General features: G+C 41.1%; 21 protein-coding genes. 10 read left to right on the top strand and 11 right to left on the bottom strand.

Going from position 1 to position 25,521, the window contains the following annotated elements; translation table 11 throughout:
- Positions 1-77: 77 nt before the first annotated feature.
- The gene (locus LN893_RS09995) at positions 78-1,337 is read right to left on the bottom strand and encodes a competence/damage-inducible protein A (protein ID WP_229969677.1); all 1,260 of its coding nucleotides are present in this window, start codon (positions 1,335-1,337) and stop codon (positions 78-80) included.
- Between the two features lie 201 nt (positions 1,338-1,538).
- Here LN893_RS09995 and LN893_RS10000 point away from each other — a divergent pair, with 201 nt between their 5' ends.
- Positions 1,539-2,273, top strand: a complete 735-nt coding sequence (locus LN893_RS10000) for a DUF4197 domain-containing protein (RefSeq protein ID WP_229969678.1) — start codon at positions 1,539-1,541, stop codon at positions 2,271-2,273.
- A gap of 140 nt (positions 2,274-2,413) precedes the next feature.
- Positions 2,414-3,694 (top strand): erythromycin esterase family protein, encoded by a 1,281-nt coding sequence (locus tag LN893_RS10005; protein WP_229969679.1) that lies wholly within the window; start codon positions 2,414-2,416, stop codon positions 3,692-3,694.
- Positions 3,695-4,178: 484 nt separating this feature from the next.
- Here LN893_RS10005 and LN893_RS10010 read toward each other — a convergent pair whose 3' ends face one another.
- The 7 genes from LN893_RS10010 to LN893_RS10040 form a co-directional block, all read right to left on the bottom strand.
- The gene (locus LN893_RS10010) at positions 4,179-5,141 is read right to left on the bottom strand and encodes a calcium/sodium antiporter (protein ID WP_229969680.1); all 963 of its coding nucleotides are present in this window, start codon (positions 5,139-5,141) and stop codon (positions 4,179-4,181) included.
- 94 nt (positions 5,142-5,235) lie between these two features.
- A complete protein-coding gene (locus tag LN893_RS10015; RefSeq protein WP_229969681.1) occupies positions 5,236-5,943 on the bottom strand; it encodes a YebC/PmpR family DNA-binding transcriptional regulator in 708 nt (235 codons plus the stop codon).
- An 844-nt stretch (positions 5,944-6,787) separates the two neighbouring features.
- Complete coding sequence (locus LN893_RS10020; RefSeq protein ID WP_229969682.1) at positions 6,788-7,423, bottom strand: ABC transporter ATP-binding protein; 636 nt, start codon at positions 7,421-7,423, stop codon at positions 6,788-6,790.
- Complete coding sequence (lpxA, locus tag LN893_RS10025; RefSeq protein ID WP_229969683.1) at positions 7,413-8,204, bottom strand: acyl-ACP--UDP-N-acetylglucosamine O-acyltransferase; 792 nt, start codon at positions 8,202-8,204, stop codon at positions 7,413-7,415. Before lpxA ends, LN893_RS10020 begins: the two co-directional genes overlap by 11 nt.
- A complete protein-coding gene (locus tag LN893_RS10030; RefSeq protein ID WP_229969684.1) occupies positions 8,201-9,595 on the bottom strand; it encodes a bifunctional UDP-3-O-[3-hydroxymyristoyl] N-acetylglucosamine deacetylase/3-hydroxyacyl-ACP dehydratase in 1,395 nt (464 codons plus the stop codon). Before LN893_RS10030 ends, lpxA begins: the two co-directional genes overlap by 4 nt.
- Before the next feature lie 169 nt (positions 9,596-9,764).
- The gene (gene lpxD / locus LN893_RS10035; protein WP_229969685.1) at positions 9,765-10,793 is read right to left on the bottom strand and encodes a UDP-3-O-(3-hydroxymyristoyl)glucosamine N-acyltransferase; all 1,029 of its coding nucleotides are present in this window, start codon (positions 10,791-10,793) and stop codon (positions 9,765-9,767) included.
- 383 nt (positions 10,794-11,176) lie between these two features.
- Positions 11,177-12,406, bottom strand: coding sequence for an HD domain-containing protein (locus LN893_RS10040; RefSeq protein WP_229969686.1), 1,230 nt, complete (start codon positions 12,404-12,406; stop codon positions 11,177-11,179).
- 725 nt (positions 12,407-13,131) lie between these two features.
- On the opposite strand from LN893_RS10040, the gene porX reads away from it, so the two are divergent.
- From porX to LN893_RS10060, 4 genes are all read left to right on the top strand, one after another.
- Complete coding sequence (gene porX, locus LN893_RS10045; RefSeq protein WP_229969687.1) at positions 13,132-14,694, top strand: T9SS response regulator signal transducer PorX; 1,563 nt, start codon at positions 13,132-13,134, stop codon at positions 14,692-14,694.
- Positions 14,687-15,133 carry a tRNA (adenosine(37)-N6)-threonylcarbamoyltransferase complex ATPase subunit type 1 TsaE gene (gene tsaE / locus LN893_RS10050; RefSeq protein WP_229969688.1) on the top strand — a complete coding sequence of 149 codons (447 nt, stop codon included), beginning with the start codon at positions 14,687-14,689 and terminating at the stop codon, positions 15,131-15,133. Before porX ends, tsaE begins: the two co-directional genes overlap by 8 nt.
- A 1-nt stretch (position 15,134) precedes the next feature.
- Entirely contained in the window at positions 15,135-16,361 is a 1,227-nt protein-coding gene (locus LN893_RS10055) for an alanine dehydrogenase (protein WP_229969689.1), read from the top strand.
- A gap of 193 nt (positions 16,362-16,554) precedes the next feature.
- The gene (locus tag LN893_RS10060) at positions 16,555-16,698 is read left to right on the top strand and encodes a hypothetical protein (RefSeq protein WP_229969690.1); all 144 of its coding nucleotides are present in this window, start codon (positions 16,555-16,557) and stop codon (positions 16,696-16,698) included.
- Between the two features lie 210 nt (positions 16,699-16,908).
- Here LN893_RS10060 and LN893_RS10065 read toward each other — a convergent pair whose 3' ends face one another.
- Genes LN893_RS10065 through LN893_RS10075 form a run of 3 tightly spaced genes read right to left on the bottom strand, consistent with a single transcriptional unit; the run spans position 16,909 to position 18,310 of the window.
- Positions 16,909-17,445, bottom strand: coding sequence for an XrtX-associated membrane protein (locus tag LN893_RS10065; RefSeq protein WP_229969691.1), 537 nt, complete (start codon positions 17,443-17,445; stop codon positions 16,909-16,911).
- Positions 17,420-17,938, bottom strand: coding sequence for an exosortase X (gene xrtX, locus LN893_RS10070; RefSeq protein ID WP_229969692.1), 519 nt, complete (start codon positions 17,936-17,938; stop codon positions 17,420-17,422). The genes LN893_RS10065 and xrtX overlap by 26 nt, the downstream gene beginning before the upstream one ends.
- A gap of 57 nt (positions 17,939-17,995) precedes the next feature.
- Complete coding sequence (locus tag LN893_RS10075; protein WP_229969693.1) at positions 17,996-18,310, bottom strand: PID-CTERM protein-sorting domain-containing protein; 315 nt, start codon at positions 18,308-18,310, stop codon at positions 17,996-17,998.
- A 952-nt stretch (positions 18,311-19,262) separates the two neighbouring features.
- Here LN893_RS10075 and LN893_RS10080 point away from each other — a divergent pair.
- The 4 genes from LN893_RS10080 to LN893_RS10095 all read left to right on the top strand — a co-directional run bounded on the left by LN893_RS10080 (position 19,263) and on the right by LN893_RS10095 (position 25,488).
- Positions 19,263-19,412, top strand: a complete 150-nt coding sequence (locus tag LN893_RS10080; protein ID WP_229969694.1) for a hypothetical protein — start codon at positions 19,263-19,265, stop codon at positions 19,410-19,412.
- A 1,551-nt stretch (positions 19,413-20,963) separates the two neighbouring features.
- A complete protein-coding gene (locus tag LN893_RS10085) occupies positions 20,964-21,764 on the top strand; it encodes a polysaccharide biosynthesis/export family protein (protein WP_229969695.1) in 801 nt (266 codons plus the stop codon).
- Between the two features lie 19 nt (positions 21,765-21,783).
- Positions 21,784-24,096 carry a GumC family protein gene (locus tag LN893_RS10090; protein WP_229969696.1) on the top strand — a complete coding sequence of 771 codons (2,313 nt, stop codon included), beginning with the start codon at positions 21,784-21,786 and terminating at the stop codon, positions 24,094-24,096.
- An 84-nt stretch (positions 24,097-24,180) separates the two neighbouring features.
- On the top strand, positions 24,181-25,488 hold the full coding sequence (locus LN893_RS10095) for a lipopolysaccharide biosynthesis protein (RefSeq protein WP_229969697.1): 1,308 nt from the start codon (positions 24,181-24,183) through the stop codon (positions 25,486-25,488).
- The last annotated feature ends 33 nt before the right edge of the window (positions 25,489-25,521 follow it).

The following is a 25,521-nucleotide window of genomic DNA, read 5'->3' on the forward strand; positions in this document are numbered from 1 at the left end:
TTAACTTGAGCACGAACTTTTATACTCTTGCTATATTGCCCATTACCTATTTTCTGAACAAAGTTAAGCATTTTAGCCTATTCCTCAACCGTAGAAGTTAAACATTGCCTTACCAGGTTCAGAACGGTTAAGGCTGTATACTCTATATTAAGCTGGCGGTTTTTGTTGTAGTTGATGAGTTTCGTCACGGTTCTGTCCTTGTCGGCATAGGCCATCCAGATAGTGCCTACAGGTTTCTCGGGAGTTCCTCCGCCTGGGCCTGCTATACCGCTGGTGGCAATACCGATGTCGGTGCCTAATAGCTGCCGCACGTTCTCGGCCATTTCTCTTACAGTTTGCTCGCTTACGGCACCGTAGGCTTCAAGCGTTTCGGGCTTTACCTGTAGTTGCTGTATTTTAACCTGGTTGTGGTAAGCAAGCACGCTGCCCATAAAATAAGCAGAACTCCCCGCAATGCTAGTTAGCTTGTGCGCTACCAAGCCGCCTGTGCAACTTTCGGCAGTAGCTATAGTTAGTCCTCTTTCTTTCAGAATATTGCCTATAGCTTCTTCTATTTTTGTTTCGCCGTAAGCAAAAATGTTGTCAGGTATAATGTGAGTAAGTTGCGCTACCTGCGCCTGTAAATCCTGCTCTAGTTGGGCTGCATCGTCTCCCATACCTGTCAGGCGGAGGCGTACACCTCCAAGGTGGGGCAGATAGGCTAGCTTTAGGTGCTGTGGTAGGTTGTCCTCCCAGGTTTCTATCTTTTCAGCTAAAATAGATTCAGGTATACCAGTGGTTTGAACTACCTTGTGCACAATTTCAGGCGTCTTGTAATACTTTTTAAGCTTTGGTAGCACTATGTCCGTCATCATGCGCTTCATCTCAAAAGGTACACCTGGCATAGAGACAAATACTTTTCCTTTCTGCTCAAACCACATGCCTGGAGCCGTGCCGAGTATATTACGGATGGGTGTGCAACTCTCTGGCAGAAAAGCCTGCTGGCGGTTCAGTTCGGTTACTTCCTTGCCGCGTGCTTTAAATATTGCCGCTACATCAGCCAAAGATGGTTCGTGCAGGACCAGTTTTGTGCCAAAGTAGGAAGCAAGCACATGTTTTGTCAGGTCGTCTTTTGTAGGGCCCAGGCCACCTGTGATAAAGATTATGTCTGCCCTTGCCTGTGCATCGTTCAGAGCGGCAACAATATGGTCTGCGCTATCAGAAACAGAGCTTACCTGCTTCACTTTTATACCTATTTTGGTTAATTCCGTACCCATCCACGCAGAATTTGTGTCTACAATTTGACCGTAGAGAATCTCGTCGCCGATGGTTATAATTTCTGCTTTTACAGCTTCCATGTTAGTTTTGGTCTGATTTATGATTACTTAGACGCTAGATGTTAGACAATAGATTTTAGATTTGCCCCAAACGTGAAACAGGTTTGTCCTTGTTTCACGTGCAGCGATAACAAGAAATTAATCACATTGTTGTATCATGAGTATCTCTAGAATTTAAGTTCTAGTATCTAATACCTCTAATCTAAAACCTAAAATATTGATATGAAAAAATTAGTCTATACTTCTGTTTTTGCCTTGGCACTTGGTGCTTCTGCCTGTACTGTTGCTGATATTCAACGCTCTGTAGATGGTGTTTTGGCAGGTACTGGAACAGGTGTGCCTGTTACCCAAAGCGAGGTTGCCTCTGGCCTGAAGCAGGCATTGGAGGTAGGAATAAAAAGCGGAGCAAGCAAGGCCTCTCAAACAGACGGGTTTTATAAGAACTCCCTGATACGCATTCCTTTTCCTGAGGATGTGCAGCGGGTAGAAAACACGCTGCGCCAGGTTGGTTTAGGAGACCAGGTAGATAAATTTATACTTACCCTTAACCGTGGTGCCGAGGATGCTGCTAAAAGTGCAGTACCTATTTTTGTGAATGCCATTAAACAAATGACCATTTCAGATGCCTGGTCTATTCTTAAAGGTGATAAAGATGCGGCTACCAATTACCTGAAGCGCACTACTTCTCAGCAATTATATGCTGCTTTCAACCCTATCATGGTAACATCACTGGAGAAGACAAATGCGACAAAACATTATACAGACATTGTCAATCAGTATAATAAGATTCCGCTGGTGCAGAAAGTAAACCCAGATTTAGATGATTATGCTACGCAGAAAGCAATTGATGGGCTTTTTATCTTAGTGGCACAAGAAGAAGCTAACATCAGGGAAAATCCTGTTGCCCGTACAACCGAGCTGCTGCGTCGTGTGTTTTCTCAAAACAACCAGTCGTAGGAGTTACAGCCCTTTACTAAAAAAAGCACCTGCTATACTTAGAAATATAGCAGGTGCTTTTTTTTATAGAACATAAACATCTGAATAAAAGTACAATACACCAATTTTAAGCGCAGCAGTACAGTAAATCTAAACAGACTATGAACAACAAGCCTTTTAAATATTGCCCTATCACAAAAGAGAAGGATCTGGATGAACTAATCGAGGAATTAGGAGACTCTAAGGTAGTGATGCTAGGGGAGGCCTCACACGGTACTTCAGAATACTATACCTGGCGCACAGCCATCTCCAGAAGGTTAATAGAGGAAAAAGGCTTTTGTTTTATAGCCGTAGAAGGCGATTGGCCCGAGAGCTATATAGTTAATCGCTTTATCAAAGGTTATCAGAATTCTGGTAGTAAGATTGCCGATGTGTTGCAAGTGTTTAAACGTTGGCCTACCTGGATGTGGGCAAACTGGGAAGTGGCTGCACTGATTGAGTGGTTGCGTGATTATAACCACCTGCGCAACGGTATGGAGAAAGCTGGGTTTTATGGATTGGATGTGTACAGTTTATGGGAGTCGCTTGACCAGATTTTGAAGTACCTGGAGCAAAACGACGGACAGGCAGCAGAAGCAGCGCGTTCTGCCATTCATTGCTTTGAACCGTATAACCGCGACCCTCAGGATTATGCCCGTGCCACCGCCTTTGTGCCCACTGATTGCGAACACGAGGTAATTGAAATGCTGCAGCGCATCCAGAAAGAACCTGCCTTTACCGACGATGCCGAATATGAATTTAATGCCAAGCAAAATGCTTTGGTAGCTGTTAACGCAGAAAAGTATTACAGGGCCATGATAAAAGGAGGGGCAAACTCTTGGAACGTTCGTGACAGCCACATGATGGAAACCCTTGATAGGCTACTGGAACTGCATGGGCCCGATGCCAAAGCTATTGTTTGGGAGCATAATACCCATATTGGTGATGCCCGCTATACGGATATGGCAAACGATGGTATGTACAACATAGGGCAGTTGGCCCGTGAGAAGTACGGAAGAGAGAATGTAAAGCTTGTTGGCTTTGGTAGCTACCAAGGAACGGTGATAGCAGGTAGGGCTTGGGGTGCACCCATGCAGAAAATGGATGTACCGCCTGCTGTAAAAGGAAGTTGGGAAGAAATGCTGCACAATATTGATACCGATGATAAAATCATTCTTTCTAAAGACTTGAAAGAGGTGCCCGAGCTGCAGAAGTGGTTAGATCATAGAGCCATAGGTGTTGTGTATGATCCTAAGTATGAGCAGTTTGGTAACTATGTGCCTACCGTTATTCCTGAGCGCTATGATGCCTTTCTGTACTTCGACGAAACCGAAGCTGTGCACCCGCTGCATATGAAGGCGAAAGGCGGTAAAGAACCTGACCTTTATCCTTGGAAGTATTAGTTGCCCTTTAGTTTGATACAAAGTTTTAGAAAAGCCACTTTCCGCTGTTATTGTAATTGCAGTAAGAAGTGGCTTTTGTGTGTGCTCATTCGACAGTGTTTCTACAGTTTTAAAGAAGCATTATATTTCTCATATTTAGCTATAAAAACTGAGATAGAGAATGCAGTGAGAAAACGTACTTAATCTTCAACTCTCTTACGCTCTGTGAATATGCCGCTTTATGTACAAATCAAGAATGAGGGCTGTTGAGGATAAACCTTATAGAGGCAATAAATTCACTTGATCATATAAGCAAAACGAGCTGAAAACTTGCACTAGCATGGACGTCAACATGTAGAATATGCGGCGGCTCCTTTCGTTCCCTTACAAAATGATATTAGCCATAGACAAGGGGGGAGGCCTTTAAAATGCTAGGCTTTATTATGGAGGCTGCTAATGTTCAAAGCAAATCTTTAAAAACAAATTTTGCCTATGCTGCAACATTTTAGCCTCGGTAAACCAGAAACACAATATAGCCAACATAGAGAAGCAGGAAAAGAATACCGTTCCAGCGATCTATCGCGTTTTTCTTTCCGATTGGCAATGTAAGGATTAATAAGGTACTAGCCAGGATCATCATGCTAATATCAGGGTTACTTAGCACATCGAAGGGAAGAGGGTTGATGACAGCACTTATACCTAAAATCCAAAGCAAATTAAAGATGTTTGAACCTACCACATTACCCACAGCAATGTCTATGTTACGCCTATAGGCAGCCATCGCCGACGTAACCAATTCAGGTAGCGAAGTGCCTATAGCCACAACTGTTAAGCCTATAAACGATTCGCTCATACCAAACGACTGCGCTATTGCTACTGCGCCTTCTACTATCCAGTTGCCGCCTAAAAACAAACCCACCATGCCAATGGCAATAAAAAGCAATGCTTTTCCCATAGGCATTACAGGTGTGTCATCATCATCTTTAATCTCATCTTTGTTTGTTTTGGTTATGTTATAGATGTAGGCCATAAACATGACAAAGAAAAACAAGAGAATAGCCCCGTCTGAGCGACTGATGTAGAGGCCCTCTCGTTCGCCAAAAAGAGTGGTGTTGGCCAAGAAGCCTACCAATAGCGTCGCAATAAGGGAGAAGGGTATCTCTGTTAAAATGGTATTACGCTTAATGGGTAAGGGGCAAATGAGGGAGGCTATGCCAAGAATAAGAAGCAGGTTTGCCACATTGCTACCAAACACATTGCCGATAGCCAGCTCTGATTGCCCTTGTGCACTTGAAAGAATATTTATGATAAGCTCAGGTAAGGAAGTGCCGAACGAAACGATCGTTAAGCCCACAACCATGTCGGAGAGACCGTAACGTTTAGCGATGGACGAAGCTCCGTCTACTAACATGTCAGCACCTTTAATTAGGAAAAAAAAGCCTATTATAAATAAAATGTATACAAGCATTTAAGTCTATTATAGTTGATGGTGATAAAAATAAAAAAGTGGCTGTCCAATAATCATTACTGAGCAGCCACTTTCAATTTTTGGCAGAAGCTTTTTATTTCATGTTGTGGAAAACGGCTTGTACATCGTCGTCTTCCTCTAGCCGCTCAATAAGATTCATAACCTCTTCTTCCTGCTCTTCTGTTAGCTCAGTAGTGGTGTTAGGCACCCGCTGCAGTTCCGCATTCACTACCTCAAGCCCTAGGTTCTCTAAGCCCTTTTGCATACTTCCGAAATCAGCAAAGGCTGTTTCTATAATTATTTCGCCTTCGTGCTCGTAAATGTCCTGCGCACCGAAGTCTATCAACTCCAGTTCCAGTTCTTCTATGTCTACACCTTCTGCGGCAATTTTAAAAACGCCCTTGCGCTCAAACAAGAAGTCCAGAGAGCCAGTTTTGCCCAACGAGCCTCCCCCTTTTGAAAAGTGCATGCGTACGTTAGCAACAGTACGGTTAAGGTTATCAGTAGCGCATTCTACTACAACCGCTATTCCATGGGGAGCATAGCCTTCATAAACTACTTCTTCGTAATCTTTTTCCTCTTTAGATGAAGCTCGTTTTATGGCCGCCTCTATACGGTCTTTCGGCATGTTAACGCCTTTTGCGTTTTGTATGGCGGTGCGCAAACGCGAGTTTGTCTCAGGGCTAGGACCGCTTTCTTTCACGGCCATCACTATCTCTTTTCCAAGGCGGGTGAAAGCCTTAGACATTTTATCCCAACGTTTAAATTTACGTGCTTTTCTAAATTCAAATGCTCTTCCCATGATGTCTGGTTAAATGCGTGTGCCGCAAAGTTAGTGAGCTTAAGCTAAATTTGGTAGTGCAGTTGCTAATTTCGTGTGTCGTTTTTCGTGTTTGGTGTGTAGGAGTCTTCAATTGTGTAATGTTATGACAGTTCATGAGTTTCGCGAACAGATATAGATAAGGAGCAGTTGGCAACACCGCAAATAAATAATGTTATTTAGTTCAGCTGAATTTGGCAGCGGAAAATATCTCCTTCGACGAGGAGTAGTAAGGGCAGGGGCGTATAATTCCATCTTTAGTTCATCTTGAAAGGATGATCTTGTTAAAAAAAGGAGGCAAGTCAGTAGTATAAGCTTAACCCTCCCTTTAGCCAAATTTCTTAACAGAATGACATACAGTAGGTTTTGAATCAGAATATAGGACAAAATAACTCTAAAGTTAATCTTACAGGGAGAGCTAAAGAACGGCTGTTGGTCCTCAAATTTTATTTTATACTGTATGGTATTTAGCTGCTTCCATACCTTTATGGAGTTGATTTTTCTATTTCCAGTTTCAGGGCAATAAACTTTTGCCAAGTGCACAGATGACGATTTTTTGTTTGAGCGTTCAGCGAGTTCAAAATTGTCTTGATTCTTTTGCTTACTTTTCTCATCAAGGAGAAAAGTAAGGCCCAGCCGGCGAGGCGAAAAGCCTGTTAGAAGTAATTTGCTTCACAAATTGCAGAGGGTCCTGCAAGTCCTTTAATACGTTCTGTAATAGAAGCTACTTTATATGACTTGGTATTGGTGCTAGGTGAACTTGCTGTGGGCTTTCTAATCATATTCGACACCGATTTCTACCTTTAAATAAACTCTTCACACAAGTCTACTTCTTCGGAGCTGGATGAAAATCGGTGATGCGCAGCTGGTGCTGGCAAAAGCTATACTCGTGCGTGATATTAGACCCTACTATAATGAGTCTGTCTTTGCTGTTTTGCGTTACGTGCTCCTGATACCACGCAATGCCTTCCTGGTCCAAGTTTGTTGTTGGCTCGTCTAGCAATAGGAGAGAGGTGTCGGAGTAAATGGCAAGGCCCAGCTTCAGGCGCTGTTTCATGCCCGAAGAAAAGTCTCTTACTGCTTTGTGTCTTGACTTCTGCAGCCCCATGCGCTCAATAAGTTGCTGGTGCGTGAGCTGGTGGCGTAGAGGTTTGAATTTGGTATGGAACTTCAGCATCTCCAGCAAAGTAAATTCTTCTACTACCTCCAGGTAGGGAGCTGTAAGCGATAGCTGGCGAAAAGCATGTTCAGGAGCAACTGTTTTACCCTGAGCTGTAGTGTAGGTGGTGGTGCCTTCACTCGACAGGTTATAACCTGCCAGAATAGTAAGAAGAGTAGATTTTCCGGAGCCATTATGGCCCAGTATCGCGTAGGAACTGCCTTGCTCAAACGTGTAGGTCAGGTTCCGGAAAATCCACTCGTAATTATAAAGTTTACCTAAATTGCTTAGGTTAATCTGCATCTTTTGAGAAATAGCTCTTGATAATGCCGCGGCCAGAACCACGCAGGAAGTTTGTTATTTCATCTCTTTCTCTGCTTGGCGGCAATTCCAGTTCAATTTTGTCGAGTGCCTGCGAGTTGTTTATGCCACTCATGAACAGAATACGGTAAATTTGTTGAATTTCGTTTATCTGCTCACTTACAAATCCTCTGCGGCGCAAGCCCACAGAGTTGATACCTGCATAAGAAAGCGGCTCGCGTGCGGCCTTCACAAAAGGAGGAACATCCTTCAGTACCTTTGATCCGCCTGAGATAAAGGCGTGGATACCCACTTTCACAAACTGATGCACAGCACTAGTCGCACTAATGATGGCAAAATCGCCAACCTCTACATGGCCTGCCATTTGTACGGCATTGCCAATAATACAATTGTCGCCAACTGTGCAGTCATGGGCCACGTGTGCATAAGACATAATCAGGCAGTTACTACCGATTACGGTTTTCATCTTATCCACAGTGCCACGGCTAACTGTTACAAACTCTCTGATAACGGTATTATCGCCGATGATGGTGGTCGTTACCTCGCCTGCAAATTTCAGGTCCTGGGGTACAGAAGAAACAACGGCACCAGGAAAAATCTTGCAATTCCTGCCTATGTGCGCACCTTCCATAATCACGGCATTAGAGCCAATCCAGGTGCCTTCGCCTATTTCTACATTTTTATGAATGGTAGCAAAAGGCTCTATTACTACATTTTGGGCTATTCTTGCCTCTGGGTGAACGTATGCTAGTGGCTGGTTCATGCGTCTTTCTTTACTATCATTGCCGACATTTCTGCCTCTAACACCACTTGGCCGCCCACAAAGGCCTGACCAAACATTTTGGCAATTCCACGCTTAAGAGGAGCCAGCAATTCACATTTAAAAATTATCGTGTCACCTGGAAGAACTTTTCTCTTAAAGCGGCACTTGTCTATGGCCAACAGGTAGGTCCAGTAATCGTCAGGGTTATCTACAGAGCTTAAAACCAAAATGCCTCCCGTTTGTGCCATCGCTTCAATCTGAAGTACGCCTGGCATGATAGGGTTCCCAGGGAAGTGGCCCTGGAAAAAAGGCTCATTCATGGTTACGTTCTTGATACCTGTTACCGAACTTTCATCTAGATGAATAATCTTATCTATCAGAAGGAAAGGATAACGGTGCGGAAGCATGGCAGCAATCTGGTTGATATCCATCACTGGCGGCTTCTTAGGGTCGTAAACAGGAACATTCTTTACGTTTGCTTCCTGAATCGCTTTCTTCACCTTACGGGCAAACGCTATGTTAGCTGCGTGGCCTGGGCGTGCAGCCAAAATCTGTCCTTTTATAGGTCTGCCAATCAGGGCTAAGTCGCCCATCAGGTCTAACAGCTTGTGGCGTGCAGGTTCGTTTTTAAAGCGGAGTTCGGTGTTGTTTAAGATGCCTTCTTCTTTCACCTCTACCTTTGGCTTTTTAAGCAAGTCAGAGAGGTAATCGAGTTCTTCATCCTGTACAACGCGGTCAACAATTACAATAGCGTTATCAAGATCACCGCCTTTAATTAGGTTTTGCTTGTACAACGCTTCCAGTTCGTGCAGGAAAACAAAGGTACGGCACGAGGCTATTTCATCTTCAAACTGCTCAATGTTGGTGATGGAGGCGTGCTGACTTCCTAAAACGGGAGAGTTATAGTCAACCATAACCGTCAGGCGATAATCATCGAGCGGGAGGGCAACAATCTCTACACCTCTGCTGTCATCTTTATAGGTAATGCCTTGAGTTATATCAAAATAATTGCGCTGTGCATTCTGCTCTTCAAGGCCTACACTTTGCAAAGCTCTTAAAAAATCGATAGAAGAACCGTCCATAATAGGAGGTTCTGGACCGTCAAGCTCTATAAGCACATTGTCTATTTGCAATCCGACTAAGGCCGCTAAAGTATGCTCAACTGTATTTACACGAGCTCCATTCTGCTCAATGGTAGTACCACGCGATAAATCCACCACATTATCTACATCGGCGGCAACAATAGGCTGCCCTGGTAAGTCTATGCGCTGAAACTTATAGCCATGGTTAACAGGGGCAGGCTTAAAAGTCATATTGGAAACAACGCCTGTGTGCAGCCCAATGCCTGATACAGTAACGGGAGCTTTTATGGTGTGCTGTTTATGGTTCATTAAGGTATAATAGTCGTGTAAATGCTTATTTTCTAAGAAAATGAGCGGAAGCCTGATGCTGCCGTTTACTGCCTAAAGTACTTATTATAAGCTCTGTCTGCTGCAAACATAAGACATTATATTGGGCATTGCCACTTTATTTTCAACAGATGCGCTACGGTATGAAAGGTTAATCTCTTTGCTTTTGTTTGATAAATTCCAGGTCGCGCTGTAACTCAGGTAGTTTGCGAAACACCGTCATGGCGCGTAAGTTTTGTTTATAATCGAAAGCTGGGGAGCCTTGAATAATGGTGCCAGACGCTTTCACAGATTTAGAAACTCCCGATTGTGCGCCAACAGTCGTTTTGTCTGCAATCGTAATGTGGCCTACAATGCCAACCTGCCCTGCTATAACGCACTGGTTGCCAATTTTAGTAGAGCCCGAAATACCTGTTTGCGAGGCAATAACTGTATCAGACCCAACTTCCACGTTATGCGCTATCTGCACCAGATTATCTATTTTAGAACCTCTTCGGATAATGGTCGATCCCATGGTGGCGCAGTCTATGGTCGTGTTTGCACCTATAGATATGTCATCTTCCAGCACCACATTTCCAATCTGAGGCACTGCTTTATAAGAACCGTCAGGCTGAGGGGCCCATCCAAAACCATCGCTGCCTAATACTGCACCTGCATGTATGGTACAGTTGCTGCCTACCTTTGTGTTGGCATATAGCTTTACCCCAGCAAAAATGGTGGTGTTGTCGCCAATTTCTACGTTATCGCCAATGTATACCTGCGGGAAAATGCGCACGTTTTGGCCTATTTTGCAGTGGTTGCCAATGTAAGAGAAAGCACCTCTATAATGCCCTTTTCCAATTTGGCTGCTGCTGCCCATAAAGCAGGGTTCTTCAACGCCCGTTTTAGAGGCGATAAGGGCATGCTGGTAGTGCTGCAGCAAAACAGAAAAGCTGGTGTACGGGTCTTCTACACGAATAAGAGCAGCAGAAACAGGTTTTTTAAGCTCAAGTTTGTTAGATACAATTACCGCGCTGGCATTTGTAGTGTATAGAAAAGGCTCGTATTTTGAGTTGGAAAGAAAAGCTAATGCCCCTTCCTGAGCCTCTTCAATCTTAGCTAAAGTTCTGACTCCAACTAAATTGTCTCCCTCAATCGTGCCCTGCAAAAGGTCAGCTATCTGTTGAACAGTAAATTCCATTTTGTAAAATTATAGCAAAAATTTAAAAGTGCTAATGCTTTGGGGCTGCAAACATACTAAAAACTTAATGGTGGCGTAACTGAGAAGGCAATTAAAAAGATAGGTTAGAGGTTAATGTAGTGCTGTTCAGGGAGCCTTTCTCTGCTCTGAAACGGCTATTTAATAAATAGCTCAAGCACCTCACATCCCCTGGCGCGAGCGTCCACGCTCGTGTTTTGGCCTTGGGGAGTAAATATAGGGAAACATGTAAGCGGCCAGAGGCCGCCTGATAGTAAACACGAGCGTGGACGCTCGCGCTATATACTGTACGCGCTATTTATCCTGCCCTTGTTGGTGAGAACACACAACAAGGGCATATTTAAAGGTTAGCTACTGGCTCATCTCTAATGCGCCACCTCCTTCGGATAACATACATAATACTTCTCTACCTTATTACTTAAAGCGCGAATGTTGGGCAGGTCCGAGGCTTCTGCTACATCTACTACATACCCTGATTTAGTTAGCATATTAATCGTTTGGCCCTCAAAATCATAGGCGTTGTTACTGATCATACCTGAAATCATGAGGTACTTTACGTCTTCTTCTGAAACCTTAAACCGTTCCTGCACCAGTTCGCTTATTCCAAGCAACATCTCTTCGTCTATCGGTTTGTTTGAAATAATGACTTTGAACAGCTTTCGGTTTAGGATGCTGGTGGCCAGAAAAGAAAGAATTGTGTCGGAGTGAGAGGCCCAGAGTTTAATGCCGCTCCAAACGTCGTGGTCGTCCAGGTTAACGAAGCGCTCCAGTATGCTGTGGTCTTTCTCAAAGTCTTCCATGGTCAGGTCTGAAGCCAGGAAAAATTTTAGATTAGGGCTGGCTGGTACCTCTATACCCTGTTGCAGCAGTTCACGTGCCCGCTGCACGGTGCGCAACACCATGTTTTCGGCACTGATGACAGTTTTGTGCAGGTACACTTGCCAATACATCAGGCGGCGGCTTACCAGGAAGTTCTCTATACTATAAATAGCTTTTTCCTCTACAACTAATTTATCGTTGGCAACATCCAGCATTTTAATAATACGGTCTGCCCCAATCTTGCCTTCATAAACGCCAGTGTAAAAGCTGTCTCTGTTCAGGTAGTCTAGGCGGTCCACGTCGAGCTGACTTGAAACCAATTCATGGAAGAAGTTACGTTCGTAGGAGCCTCTGAAAATATCGATTGCCAGGCTCAATCTTCCATCAAAGGTTTCGTTTAGCATTTGCATGATGTGCATCGAGAGGTGCTCGTGGTGCACGTTCTTAAAAATAGCGGTTTCTAAGGCATGCGAAAACGGGCCGTGTCCGACGTCGTGCAGCAAAATGGCGATGAGCGACGCCTCGAACTCAGCATCGTAGATTTCGTTGTTTTTACTCTTTAAGGTGTTTAGGGCCGTGTTCATCAGGTGCATAGCGCCTAGTGCATGGTGAAAGCGGGTATGAAGTGCACCAGGGTAAACCATCTCCGTAAGGCCAAGCTGCTTTATGCGGCGAAGGCGCTGAAAGTAGGGGTGGTCTATAATATCGAAAATCAGATCTGAAGGAACGGTAATAAAGCCGTAAACAGGGTCGTTGAAGATTTTTTTCTTATTCACAAAAACCGTGGTTTGATTGTAGATTTGTTAAATGGTTTTATGTCTAAATTGCTGCCGTTAAGTCTGCTGCTATTGCTGCTGCTCAGGTGTTATGTATAAATCTTCTTTCATAGTCCCATAATCTTAGAGGGAAAAAGAAACTTATTTGCTGGTGCGAGCTTGTAGCTCGTTCCTCCCGTTTTATACAAGCACCGTGCCCACCCAAGCCATCTTGCCTAGTCAAAGAGCGGTGGCAAGGTAAAGTACGAGCTACAAGCTCGCACTAGCCTCAAAACAAAAGATAGGAGCTGTTGTAACTCCTGCTCTTCTTTTTCAGGATTAGCTTCAAAGCAGGATAACACGGTGGTGCTAACACCATTTTAAGTCTTTATTTGTTGGAAAATCATTAAGAAATGCTCCAGCGTCATCCATGCCAGGAATCTAAAACTATAAACGCTATCAACTTCCTGATCTACGTTTACAGTATACAGAAACCGAAAGAGCCGTAAATTACAGCTTTGCCAACCATGGCAAATTAATGCTTATCATGTCAGCTTTAAAAAGGTAAATAGCCGATTCACGATTTTTCAGAGGCAAAAATGCTAGATTAAACTTTTTATGGCCTGATACTTGCGCCTTTTACGTATGTTGAAAGAATAAAATGCAACAATTTAACAAATTAGCCATTAAACCTTATAAAGGATAAGCTATCCAATACGAAGCAATTAGCAACCAAAGATAAAACTATGCAAAGATACAGTATTTTATGGGCCGATGATGAGATAGACCTGCTCAAGCCGCACATCCTTTTTTTGGAGGAACGGGGCTACGACATTACGCCTGTAAACAGTGGAGCCGACGCAATTGAAAAGTTTCAGGAACAGAATTTTGATGTGGTTTTCCTTGATGAGAACATGCCAGGTATAAGCGGCCTCGAAACGCTAGCTGAATTGAAAACAGTTCGTCCTGCTGTGCCGGTCATCATGATTACCAAGAGCGAGGAAGAGCACATCATGGAGGAGGCCATCGGCTCTAAAATCACAGATTACCTGATTAAACCCCTTAACCCGAAGCAAATCCTGCTTTCTGTCAAGAAGGTGCTAGATAACAAACGCTTGGTTTCAGAGAAGACAAACATGAGCTACCAGCGCGATTTCAGAACGCTGGGCATGGCTTTTGGCGAGCGCCTGAGTCCGCAGGAGTGGGCCGATATCTATAAGAAACTTGTTTATTGGGAACTGGAGATAGACGAGACAGAGAACAAAAGCATGGCCGATGTGATAAACATGCAGAAAGACGAGGCTAACTCGAACTTCGCCAAGTTTATCATGGAAAACTATGAGGAGTGGGTGAACAAGGAAAGTGACGATGCGCCCTTGATGTCGCACCAGTTGTTTAAGGAGCGCGTGTTTCCGATGATGAAAGAATCGGACAAACCCATTTATTTTATCCTGATCGACAACCTGCGCTACGACCAGTGGAAAATGCTGGAGCCTATTATCTCCGAGTACTTCACCGTTGATCAGGAAGAGATGTTTTACTCTATACTTCCTACAACTACGGCTTATGCGCGAAATGCCATTTTCTCGGGTATGCTGCCCTCTGAGCTTGCCAAAAAGTATCCTAACCTATGGGTGAGCGACGACGATGACGAAGGAAAGAACTTGCATGAAGCTGAATTCTTGGACATACAGTTTCAGCAGAACCGCATGACGGAGAAACACAGCTACCATAAAATTACTAACCCTGCAGCAGGCAAAGACCTACTGGCGAAGTTCAGCAACCTTGATAATAACAAGCTAAATGTAATTGTCTATAACTTTGTAGATATGCTTTCGCATGCTCGCACCGACAGTAACATGGTGCGCGAACTGGCTCCTGACGAATCAGCTTATCGCTCTATCACCAGGTCTTGGTTCCTGCATTCACCGCTGTTCGACACCTTAAAAGCCATTGCCGAGAAAAAAGGACGTGTCATCATCACCACCGACCACGGTACCGTGCGCGTTAAAAGGGCCTTCAAAATTATTGGCGACAGAAACACGAATACTAACCTGCGCTACAAGCACGGTAAAAACCTGGGCTATACCGATAAAGATGTGTTCACGGTTAAAAAGCCAGAGCGATTTTTCTTGCCTAAAGCCAACGTTTCCACTACGTTTGTATTCGCGATAGAAGATTACTTCTTTGCGTACCCAAACAACTATAATTACTATGTGAACTACTACAAAGACACGTTCCAGCATGGTGGTGTGTCTCTTGAGGAAGTGATCATACCTTTTATAACGCTTTCGCCTAAGAATGTATAACACAGGAGTGGAAAAAGTACAGTTAAAGATGTCGTCGTTGGAAGATTTGCCAGCGGCGGCTTCTGTGCTTTTAGAGGAGGCAAAAGAAATGCCTGTTGTTTTGTTTGAAGGACCGATGGGTGCAGGCAAAACCACCCTTATAAAAGAGGTGTGTCGCCAGCTAGGTGTGCAGGAGAATGTCAGCAGCCCTACGTTTTCGCTGGTTAACGAATACGAGGCACCAGAAGGGAACCTTATTTATCATTTTGACTTTTATAGGATCAATCAGGAGCGGGAGGCACTGGAGATTGGAGCTCTGGAGTATTTCGACTCGGGCAGGATGTGCCTGATCGAGTGGCCCTCGCTTATACCAAATTTATTGCCAGAGCATTATTTGCTCGTAACTTTGCAGCCTGCTGCCGATGGCGAGGTGCGCACCATGACCATAAACAGAGTATAAAATGACGGAGAAATTCGCCGTAGAGATTGGAAAGTTAGCCTCAAGCCATGCGCTTTATCCCAAAGAGTCCATGCTGGCTATTGAAGAACGGCGCCGCAGCCTTTTTATCGGAATTCCCAAAGAATCATCGTTTCAGGAAAACAGAATCGGACTTACGCCCGATGCCGTAAAGCAGCTCAGCGACCAGGGGCACCGCATCTGGATAGAAGCAGGAGCCGGAAGCCCCTCCAAATACTCCGACCATGATTACTCTGAGGCAGGTGCTAAAGTTGTTTACTCTACCGACGAAGTATACGAAGCCGACATCATTCTAAAAATTGCTCCCCCGACCTACGACGAAATTGAATACCTGCGCCACGGGCAAACGCTTATCTCGGCCCTACAGTTCGGTAGCCTGACAGGTGATTACATTAATGCCCTGCTCCGCAAAAAGATCAGCGCAATTTCTTTTGAATTAATTCGGGATAAGTCGGATGCCAAGCCTGTGGTACGTGCCATGAGCGAAATAGCAGGTAGTACCGTTATGCTGATCGCCGCAGAATATTTGAGCAGCGCCAGCGAAGGCAAGGGTGTGATTTTGGGTGGTATAACAGGTGTGCCGCCAAGCAAAGTCGTTATTCTAGGGGCAGGCACCGTGGCCGAATACGCCGCCCGCGCCGCTCTTGGCTTGGGAGCCGAAGTGAAGGTTTTTGATAACCATATATACAAGCTGCGCCGCCTGAAGCATAATGTAGGAGCGCAGATCTTTACCTCTACACTAGATAAAACTACTCTTAACCATGAAGTAAAGCAGGCCGATGTGGTGATAGGTGCCTTAGTGGCCGAAGAAAACCGCCTGCCTTGTATGGTAGAGGAAGCCGTGGTATCTCAAATGAACCCAGGTTCTGTCATCATCGACGTGTGCATCGACCAGGGCGGCTGCTTCGAAACTTCTGAAGTTACGTCGCACAGTCGCCCGATCTACCGCAAATACGACATCATTCATTATTGTGTACCCAACATACCGTCGCGTGTACCGCGCACGGCCTCTAATGCCCTAAGTAATATTTTTACGCCTATTTTTACAGAGATTTCCAAGTACGGCGGCATCAACGAAGTACTCTTCATGCACGAGCACTACCGCAGCGGCGTGTACATCTACAGAGGCAGCCTCACGAATGCTAACATCGCTAAGAAGTTTGGTATGCGGTATAAGGAGCTCGGGCTGATGATTGCGGTTAGAAATTAATGACCCCTCCCTTGCCCTCCCCTAAAAACAGGGGAGGGTGTTATATTTGGTGTAAATGGCCTAAATTTAGGTAAGCCAACACGAAGAACGGGAGGAAATCTAATTTTTAACCCGAGATAGACGATTACGGCAGGAAAACATTGTATGTAGAGATAAATTTTCCCTAGGAAGTAGCGCTTTTGGCAAGGTTGAAATGTTCCTCCGCTCCACGCCTACAAAGGGTGCCGACCACGTACCGCCTGCTCACCTGCAGCACGCCCTCGATACCCCTGCTACAGTTGTTCCGCTTCAGAGTTCGAAAAACAAGGCTGACAACTGCGGCGCGTTGCCCCTGTAGGGATATCTGCTCTGGAACTGTTTTTCCGCAGCTACGGTACAGGAAATTCTGCCTCTTCGCGCACTTAATTCTATTTTACTATCTTGCTGCTGTGGCGCTAGGGCAGAAAGAGAGAAATTTCGCATCTAACTCTCCTGTAACACCCTTACTGTCATACTTATTACATCATCAATCATTCTGAACCACAACCATAAAAAATATAGGTCTTTATTAAATTAACCTTTTTTCTGGTAGTTCTGTGGTAACTTTTGTTGGATTCATTTTAAGATGAAGTGCAGGTATGAGCAAAACGATTGGCATAGGTGATAGTACCATCATCATAATACGATGTGCTATTGAGCGAAATGGTTCAAAGTTAAAATCCTTACCTGTTTCGTTTATGAACATACATAGGATGAACATAAATAAGTACATATATAATATAAACTTAGTAATCTTTATTTGCATGAATAACAATTGAATAATGACTAAGCATAGACCGCAATAAATTATGCTATAGGAAAAGGTAATTAGCCTATTACCATTTTCAGTAAATTCACCACTTGATTGTCCATCATTTGATAGTTCGTACATTACATCTGCTTGATTTAAAAGTACCAGCAGTTTGTTCAATAGTAATGCTATATTAAACTTAATTAATTCTTCTTGTACACCAAGATAAAGCCACAAGGAAATTACTACTGCTAGAATACACTTTTTCGTAAGTCTTGCTGTCCAGCATTTAAGGGTAAATAGTGGTAGTCGCATTGTTGCTATTTGTAGAATATTTTTTTACCCAAAACATCCATAATAGGAAAATGATAGAGTAAACAAAAAATGTAAATGTATAGTTATGATTAAATTCTAAGGTTTGTGAACTGTAAAGAGCATTTAGAGCTAAGGCTGCCACACGTGTTATATTTAAACAATTTATGACAGCTAAGCCAAAGGGAACATATATAAGCTTTTTTAATAAAGGACCAGGATAAGCTATAATAAAACCTGTAAACAAAGCCATTAAAACCATTCCATTGCATGGAGCTCCAATATAAACGAGCTCTTGGCCGTTAATAGCGACTGCTGAATTTCTAGTTTCAGCACTATAACCAATAAGGCTCAATAAAAACGAGCTTGCATCTGCTACTTTCAATGTTAACCAATTGTCAAAATTTGTTAACCAAAAGTCATATAAGAAGAACCAGCCTAAGCAGAGTCCCAAAGTCTTAATAATAAAATTTGCTAGTGGTTTATATTCTTTCATTACATTACGAAGAAATAACAGAGTATATGCCCCAATATTTAATCTTGGGGCACACACTTAAGATACATTTTCTAGTTCTTTGGAGGTTTTGCGGGAGGCTCTTAACCTATTTAAGCCATAAGCAGCACCAGCGGCCAAAAGTAAGCTTGCCCCTCCGTCGATAGGAACACTAGTTTTGTTTTTGTTGTGACCAAAGCCATTACCATTTCCTGGACCTTGAGTCGGACCATTATCATAGCCGTGACCATATCCGTTTCCGCGCCCATGATTAAAGTCAAGATTGTCCTCGGGTTTTGCTGTTGCAGCGTCTGAAATGCTTAGTATAAACAAAGCACAAATAATCAGAGCTAATTTTGTTGAAAGGTTTTTCATAGGGAAAAGTTTAGCTGTATAAAAGTTAAAGATCATGTTTTAAATAATATACTATATATTATACAGAATTTAGTTTTGATGTTATTTTTTACTTCTTCTAATAAAAGATTATTATACTTGTTCGTAAAACCAATACAAGTGATATTGTCACCTCCATGAACTTTAATAAATAGTTTCACATAGCGTAGGTGCTACCCTAATTCAACTACAGGAATTTAACTTCTGACAACATATACTAGTTAATACTGCCAAACTTCAAGCACCTATTACTATTGGAAGCTACTGCTTAATGCTAGTTTAAATAAAACTGCTGAATAAGTAAGAACTTGCAATAGCTTTTGTATTTAGTGTGCTTAAAGTATAACTTTTGCATTGTTTGAAATATTTAATGAGTGATAACCCTTTATAGGACGGAATTTATTACCCCTATTTATTTTAATCTTATAGTTCACTTCATAAGGAATTTTCGCACTACTTTAAGAGTTGCACACAGTAAAATAAATTAACAGGAAAATTCAGTTCTACATTTCTTAAAGTGGAGTAAAATAGAATTTTATGTGGTACTTCACTTTAAGTTTGAAGTCTAAAAAATAAATTATTTAACAGCAGCAGATTTTGATTCTCTGCATATAATATTAGATATTTTGGGATTATTCTTATTATATATGTTTATCTGGTATCAAATTATAAAATAAAATATTTAAATAACAAATTATATTTATTTAATTTTTTTATTTTAACATAAGTTGCAATCATGTAAGGATGTAGCCATATTAATTTGTTATAGGTTAAAACATACCATGAATGACTTCACTATAGCAGTTTTATGTTTTATTGATGACAGTCTACAAATAGCTGGTAAAAACCTGCTCCAAAACGCAAGCTCAATGATGTATAGCCACTCGTAACTGACTGCTATCTCTGCGGCAACTATGATCAAAGCAGGAGTTACATGCAGCAGCATCACAGCTGCCAAATGCCGCACAATATCAATTCCAGCCGCATGCTCAACGACCTGAGTCAGGTTATAGCGGCCATCTTTCTGGCACGGGTACTTTTTAGGCTTTATGGCAGAGCATCATCACCACTTCTGATGGCCTGACAGTAGAGCATTTCATCGTGGCAGGGAGTATGCATTAGGGCAAAGCAGGTCAGGTTACCCTAGGGAAGTAAGCTCTATGCTGACAGTACCTACACCAACTATTAGCTAGAAGAGTTGCTGCTCAAATATGACAAAGTTGCCCTGCTTGCGGAGAGGAAAAGCAACAGCCAGCATAAGGACACTCCTGCGATGGGCTTTATCAAGAAAGCTGTGAGGAAGAGAGTATAGACAAGCTTTACTGAAATATAGACCTCTTTCCCTCGTGCCATGCACGCTGTCACTCCGCCTACACAATCACCAGGTGTTTTATCGCAACCTGAGTTATTTAAAAAAACGATATTACCTTGAAGTAAGGACGTTGTTTCTGTTTATTTATTAATAAGTATAGGGACAAAATTAAACTGAAGTACAAAAGAACCTGTCTTTCTAAAAGAAACTTGGTAAAAGGGGGGGGCTATTACGGCTTGCGCAGGTAAGGGCCTCCTTTAACAAGATCCATTCAGGGTAATAACTTACTTCAATCTGTTTCTGTCCCCAAACTTATTTGTAGTTGAATAAGAAGTGCCGCTATGCTAGTCCTTGGTGATTTGCCATAGTTTGGAGAAAGTTATCATCTATCTCACCAGCCTTGCATACCTTTGACGAAGGGTTTTAACTCGTTACTTCATTATTTACTAGTCCCTTTCTTGCCCGCCGCTGGCTTCTCTTGAAAATAGTCCCATAAGCCTCTGCCTGGTCCATTTATGAAGACTGGCATTCTTTGCCACAGCGTCTGCAGAATCTGCCACACTCCCTAAACTCTTTCCAAATTTCGCTTCCCCTGTTAAAATTCAACTAGAAAGCTTATAATCCGCTCCACTGTCAGACATAGTATAAGATGCTGTCCTTGGCACAAACAAAACTACATTATTTAGTCTGCCTTTTTACATAAAGTAATTCTACCTCTGTTTTTCCAAAATTTCCTAGTGGAAGCTGCTAGCCTGCCTGATGCCACAGCGCCTTAATGGGTCGCATCAACTAACATACATTTAGATGGAGTACACGGGCTGTGCCTAGCAGTGAAATATGTTCCAGAAGAAGTTATTTCAATAAATCTGTACGGCTATACAGTCTTTAATTCCTGTACTATTTTGTTTGCCTGCGGCAGTAACGCCACGTGTAGTTCTCTTTGCCGTAGGGGTTGTTATTTTTTATTATATATCCCCCTGTCCTCGATGCTGATTCCTAAATACCTACATTATAACTATAAAGATGTGAATTCACAGACTGAAGATGATTTATTTTGTTTTTTATAATAATGAATCTAAATATTTATATTATCGTATATGTCATTATTAAACATCATAAATAATATTTGTATATTATAATTTGTGTTTAATTGTGGTGGTTTTGTTTAATTTATAATGAAAATATTTAAATTGTTTGTTTGTTGTTTAAATAATAACTAATATTAAAAATTGATGAAAATGCAGAAGCGCTTTTAATTGATAATAGTTTCTTATTTGTCTTTTATAGTAAGGTTCTTAAACAGTATGGTGAAATTTTAAAAGTATGAAATTTAAATTTATTTATCTGATGTGTTGCTTATTAGCTTTAGGGTCGTGCTCTCAAAGAAATTTAGCATACTTAAGTGACTTGCAAAGTGAGAATGTTTATGTTGAAGAGATAAAGAATAATGCTGAACCAAAAATACAGACAGATGACATTTTAAGTATATCTGTAAATAGTATGAGTCCTGAAACAAATTTTTTGTTCAACAACACGCTACACATGAAGGTGAACGGCCCAGTTGGTAGTGCAAATTATAGTAATAGGATAGAAGAATTAAATGAGGGCTACCTTGTTGATAAAAATGGGGATATCAAATTTCCAGTGATAGGTAAAATAAATCTTGCTGGGCTGACTAAAGAAGAAGCATCAGAAAAGCTTTCTGTAATATTGGCAAAAGAATATGTCAAAAACCCTGTTGTTGTTGTTCGTTTTATGAATTTCAAAGTGACAGTGATTGGTGAAGTAAATGATCCTTCAACTTTCACAATTCCAGCATCTAAGATAAACATTTTTGAAGCCTTAGGTTATGCTGGTGATATGACTGCATATGGGAAAAGAGAAAATGTTTTAATTATGCGGGAAAAAAATGGAGAGCGTTCTGCTGTAAGGTTGAATCTTAACAACAAAGATGTACTAAATTCACCTTATTTCTACCTACAACAGAATGATATAGTATATGTAGAGCCAGATAAATCAAAAGGGGCACAGGCCAATATTAATAGGAGTAATGTACAGTTCGGCGTTACTGTAGTACTTTCTCTTTTGTCTATTATAACATTGTACGCAACAAATGTCTTATAAAAAAAATAGTAACGACAGGATGGAAAGAGAATCTTATTCAATGTATTCAGAAACTAAGCCAAAAAATATTAAGCTTGTTTTTTTGAAGCACTTACAGTATTGGTATTTATACTTAATAGGGGGAGTGTTAAGCTTAGCTGTAGCATACTTTTATTTAGTATATGCGACACCGCAATATCGTATAAGCACCACGTTGCTAATAAAAGATGAGAAAAATTCATCTGGTTCCTCGGAGGGAAATACTTTTAATGATATCGGATTTATAAATGCGGTTAAGAGTATTGATAATGAAATGGTTATGCTTCAGTCAAGCTATTTGATGCAGAAGGCATTGTTTGAACTTTCATTGCTGACGAGTATCTATATAGAGGGGCAGATAAAGGATAAAGAGATTTACGGGGCAGATGTACCAATTAAAGTAATTGTAAACTCAATGAAGCAGGGGGCGTTCGAAAAAAAAATAGCCATTAAAATATTGGATAACATCAGATTTGAGTTAGAGGAGGGGCAAGAAAGAACAGTTTATAAGTTTGGGCAGCAGATTCAAAAGTCTTATGCAGACTTTAATATTGTACTGTCTTCGCCTGAATTATCATCTATATATAATGATCAAACTCTTATTGTTAAATTCAATGACCTTCAAGCTTTAGTAGGTGAGTATGTAGAGAATTTATCTGTAAGTCCTTACAATGATAAATCCAGCGTTGTTGTAGTAACTATCACAGATCCTGTGCCCGAAAGAGGAGTAAATATAATCAATAAACTAATAGAAGTTTATAATAAGGATGCAATGGATGATAAAAACTTAATTGCAGCCAATACCATTAACTTCATTGATGAAAGGCTTGGATATCTTACTGCTGAACTTTCCGATGTTGAAAAGGGTGTAGAGCAGTTTAAGCAACATAATGAGTTGGCGGATGTGAGTTCACAGACTCTGCAGTACATGAAAGAATCCAGCGATTACAATAAGCAAATTGCAGATTTGAACATTCAAAATGATGTGTTGGAGTCTATTGAAAAATACCTTAGCAAACAACAAAGTTCCCAATACAAACTAGTGCCCAGTTCTTTAAACATCAAAGATCCTACCTTATTAAGTTTGATCTCAAAGTTTAATGAATTACAATTAGATCGGGAACGTATATTGCGAACGGCACATTCAGCGAATCCTATTGTTCTAAGCTTAAATGAACAGTTAGCTAACCTACGTATAGATATTTTAGAAAACTTACAAAATATTAAAAGTGCACTATCCGTAACAAAGAGAAACTTATTGGTAAAATCTAATCAATTTGACTCTAGGATAGAACAGGTGCCTGTTGTTGAGCGACAATTACTTGAGATAACAAGACAACAGGAAATAAAAGAATCTTTATATCAATATCTGCTACAAAAAAGGGAGGAAGCAGCAATATCATTAGCTGCTAACATCTCTAATTCAAGGTTAATTGATCCTGCAGGTGCTAGTAATTATCCAATTAGTCCTAATAAAGCAATTATTTATATAGCTGCGTTGATGGTTGGTTTGGGTTTGCCTTTTGCATATATTTTCATTAATCTTTCTTTTAATGAAAAAGTGCAAAGTATGGTTGAAGTAAAACAAACAACAGGAGTTCCTATATTAGGGGAAGTATCTCATCATAACGAAAAACATAATCTTGTGGTAACAGGGGATAGCCGAACTCCAGTTGCTGAGTTATTCAGACTTATGAGATCAAATTTGAACTTCGTTAATTTTGGGAAAAATAATAAAGTACTATTAATTACTTCGTGTGTCAAAGGGGAAGGAAAGACCTTTTTTAGCATAAATATGGCTGCTAGTTTGGCATTAATGGGAAAAAAGGTTGTTGTACTAGATTTTGACCTTCGTGCTCCAAGGTTGGCGCACGCTTTGGGTTTGCCAAATAATTTAGGAATCACCAATTATTTAGATAATAGAAAAACTCCTTTAGAAGAAATAATATTCCCTTCTACAGATGTAAGGAATTTATTTTTTATAGGATCAGGCCCGATTCCAGATAATCCAGCTGAATTAATGCTGCATGAAGATGTAGAAATTTTAATTAGTACTCTTAGGGAGCAGTTTGATTATATTTTAATTGATTCTGCTCCCGTAGGACAAGTTTCTGATGCTTTTGCTTTATCACATTTAGTAGATTCAAGTGTGTTCATTGTGCGTTATGATTACACCTCCAGGTCCCATTTGGAAGCTATTGATGAAATACATAGACTTCAGAAGTTAAATAACATGATGGTGGTGTTAAATGATACAAGAAATGGCAGTAGTTATGGTTACAACGTGCCGAAGAAAAAGCAACTAGTGGTTTGATTGTTAGTATTTTAAAAATTGCTACTATACTATGTAGTGCTTCAACTGCTAAAACTTGTTTAGATAGTATTCCCATGATAGTTTATGAAAGCTGTAGTTGAGCGTTTAAATATTCATCCAAGTGTTGTTAATACACTAAGGTGGGGAAAGTTGATTTCTGTAACTGGCGGAGCACAAATTCTTGTACAAGGTATTAGCTTTATTAGTGGGATAATGATCATAAGGTTACTGCCAACAGGGGAATATGCATTATATACTTTAGCAAATGCCATGCTTGCCAACATGCTGGCTTTAGCAGATGGTGGAATTACTTCAGGTGTAACTGCTCAAGGTGGAAAAGTATGGTCAAATCGTGAAGAACTTGGTATTGTGCTTGCTACGGGATTTGAGTTAAGGAGAAAGTTTGCATTACTAAGTATGCTACTAGGTATGCCTCTGCTTTTTTTCCTTTGTTTACATCATGATGCAAATTGGTTGATAGCGGCTTTAGTTACAATTTCCATTGTGCCATCGTTTTACTTGAGACTCTCTGGTACATTGTTAGAAATATCCCCGAAACTGCACCAAGATATCTTAGGAATACAAAAGGTCCAAGTTAGCGCTAATATTGCCCGCTTACTACTTGCAGGCTTGTCTCTTTTGGTAGTTCCTTGGGCTTATGTAGGTGTTCTTGTTGCAGCTGTTCCAGAAATGTTTATAAATAAATTTCTGAGAAAAGCTACAGGAAAATATGCAAATCCTAAGCAAGATTCTGATCCTGTTATAAGAAAAAAAATATTAACTATGGTTAAAAGACTTTTTCCTGAAGCAATTTATATTTGTGTGTCTTCTCAGTTAACAATTTGGCTTATTTCTATCTTTGGCTCTACTGCTGCTGTAGCTCAATTAGGTGCCTTAAGCAGAGTTGGAATTATGCTCACTCCTTTCACAATCATGTTCGCTTCGGTTATTATGCCACGATTCGCTCGACTACCAAATGATTATAAGTTGCTTATGCAAAGGTATTTACAAATACAAACAGCTCTTGTGTTCTTTTTTGTTTTATTTATAGGTGGTGCTTTTTTATTTGCAAAAGAAATTTTATGGGTTTTAGGCGAAGAGTATAAAGGATTAACATCTGAAGTTGTTTTATTGTTAGCAGGTAGTTGTATATATGTCATTTCTCATTCTTCCTTTTCTTTATGTACAAGTAAAGGGTGGGTAATAAATCCTCTTTTTTCTATACCTATCAATGTTATATCAATCGCTACTTGTATCGCCATATTGGATGTTTCTTCTTTAAGCGGGATTTTGTTATTTACCATCATAATAAATTCAGTTCAGGTGTTGATGCATGTTTGTTTTGGTTTAATCAAAATAAATAAGCTACGCATTTGCACTTCCATTGCATGATAACATTCACAGGATATCTGATTAATTGATGAT

It is taken from the genome of Pontibacter harenae, from assembly GCF_020907245.1.
GTDB classification, from domain to species: Bacteria; Bacteroidota; Bacteroidia; order Cytophagales; family Hymenobacteraceae; genus Pontibacter; species Pontibacter harenae.

What these genes read in the sequence shown, in the direction of transcription:
- LN893_RS10090 (WP_229969696.1), top strand. Translation starts at nt 21,784, where the DNA reads ATGGAAAGAGAATCTTATTCAATGTATTCAGAAACTAAGCCAAAAAAT.
- LN893_RS10005 (WP_229969679.1), top strand. Translation starts at nt 2,414, where the DNA reads ATGAACAACAAGCCTTTTAAATATTGCCCTATCACAAAAGAGAAGGAT.
- LN893_RS09995 (WP_229969677.1), bottom strand. Translation starts at nt 1,337, where the DNA reads ATGGAAGCTGTAAAAGCAGAAATTATAACCATCGGCGACGAGATTCTC.
- LN893_RS10065 (WP_229969691.1), bottom strand. Translation starts at nt 17,445, where the DNA reads ATGCGACTACCACTATTTACCCTTAAATGCTGGACAGCAAGACTTACG.
- LN893_RS10015 (WP_229969681.1), bottom strand. Translation starts at nt 5,943, where the DNA reads ATGGGAAGAGCATTTGAATTTAGAAAAGCACGTAAATTTAAACGTTGG.
- lpxA (WP_229969683.1), bottom strand. Translation starts at nt 8,204, where the DNA reads ATGAACCAGCCACTAGCATACGTTCACCCAGAGGCAAGAATAGCCCAA.
- LN893_RS10010 (WP_229969680.1), bottom strand. Translation starts at nt 5,141, where the DNA reads ATGCTTGTATACATTTTATTTATAATAGGCTTTTTTTTCCTAATTAAA.
- LN893_RS10000 (WP_229969678.1), top strand. Translation starts at nt 1,539, where the DNA reads ATGAAAAAATTAGTCTATACTTCTGTTTTTGCCTTGGCACTTGGTGCT.
- porX (WP_229969687.1), top strand. Translation starts at nt 13,132, where the DNA reads ATGCAAAGATACAGTATTTTATGGGCCGATGATGAGATAGACCTGCTC.
- tsaE (WP_229969688.1), top strand. Translation starts at nt 14,687, where the DNA reads ATGTATAACACAGGAGTGGAAAAAGTACAGTTAAAGATGTCGTCGTTG.
- LN893_RS10020 (WP_229969682.1), bottom strand. Translation starts at nt 7,423, where the DNA reads ATGCAGATTAACCTAAGCAATTTAGGTAAACTTTATAATTACGAGTGG.
- LN893_RS10095 (WP_229969697.1), top strand. Translation starts at nt 24,181, where the DNA reads ATGAAAGCTGTAGTTGAGCGTTTAAATATTCATCCAAGTGTTGTTAAT.
- LN893_RS10060 (WP_229969690.1), top strand. Translation starts at nt 16,555, where the DNA reads ATGTTCCTCCGCTCCACGCCTACAAAGGGTGCCGACCACGTACCGCCT.
- LN893_RS10075 (WP_229969693.1), bottom strand. Translation starts at nt 18,310, where the DNA reads ATGAAAAACCTTTCAACAAAATTAGCTCTGATTATTTGTGCTTTGTTT.
- LN893_RS10055 (WP_229969689.1), top strand. Translation starts at nt 15,135, where the DNA reads ATGACGGAGAAATTCGCCGTAGAGATTGGAAAGTTAGCCTCAAGCCAT.
- LN893_RS10085 (WP_229969695.1), top strand. Translation starts at nt 20,964, where the DNA reads ATGAAATTTAAATTTATTTATCTGATGTGTTGCTTATTAGCTTTAGGG.
- lpxD (WP_229969685.1), bottom strand. Translation starts at nt 10,793, where the DNA reads ATGGAATTTACTGTTCAACAGATAGCTGACCTTTTGCAGGGCACGATT.
- LN893_RS10080 (WP_229969694.1), top strand. Translation starts at nt 19,263, where the DNA reads ATGCAGCAGCATCACAGCTGCCAAATGCCGCACAATATCAATTCCAGC.
- LN893_RS10030 (WP_229969684.1), bottom strand. Translation starts at nt 9,595, where the DNA reads ATGAACCATAAACAGCACACCATAAAAGCTCCCGTTACTGTATCAGGC.
- xrtX (WP_229969692.1), bottom strand. Translation starts at nt 17,938, where the DNA reads ATGAAAGAATATAAACCACTAGCAAATTTTATTATTAAGACTTTGGGA.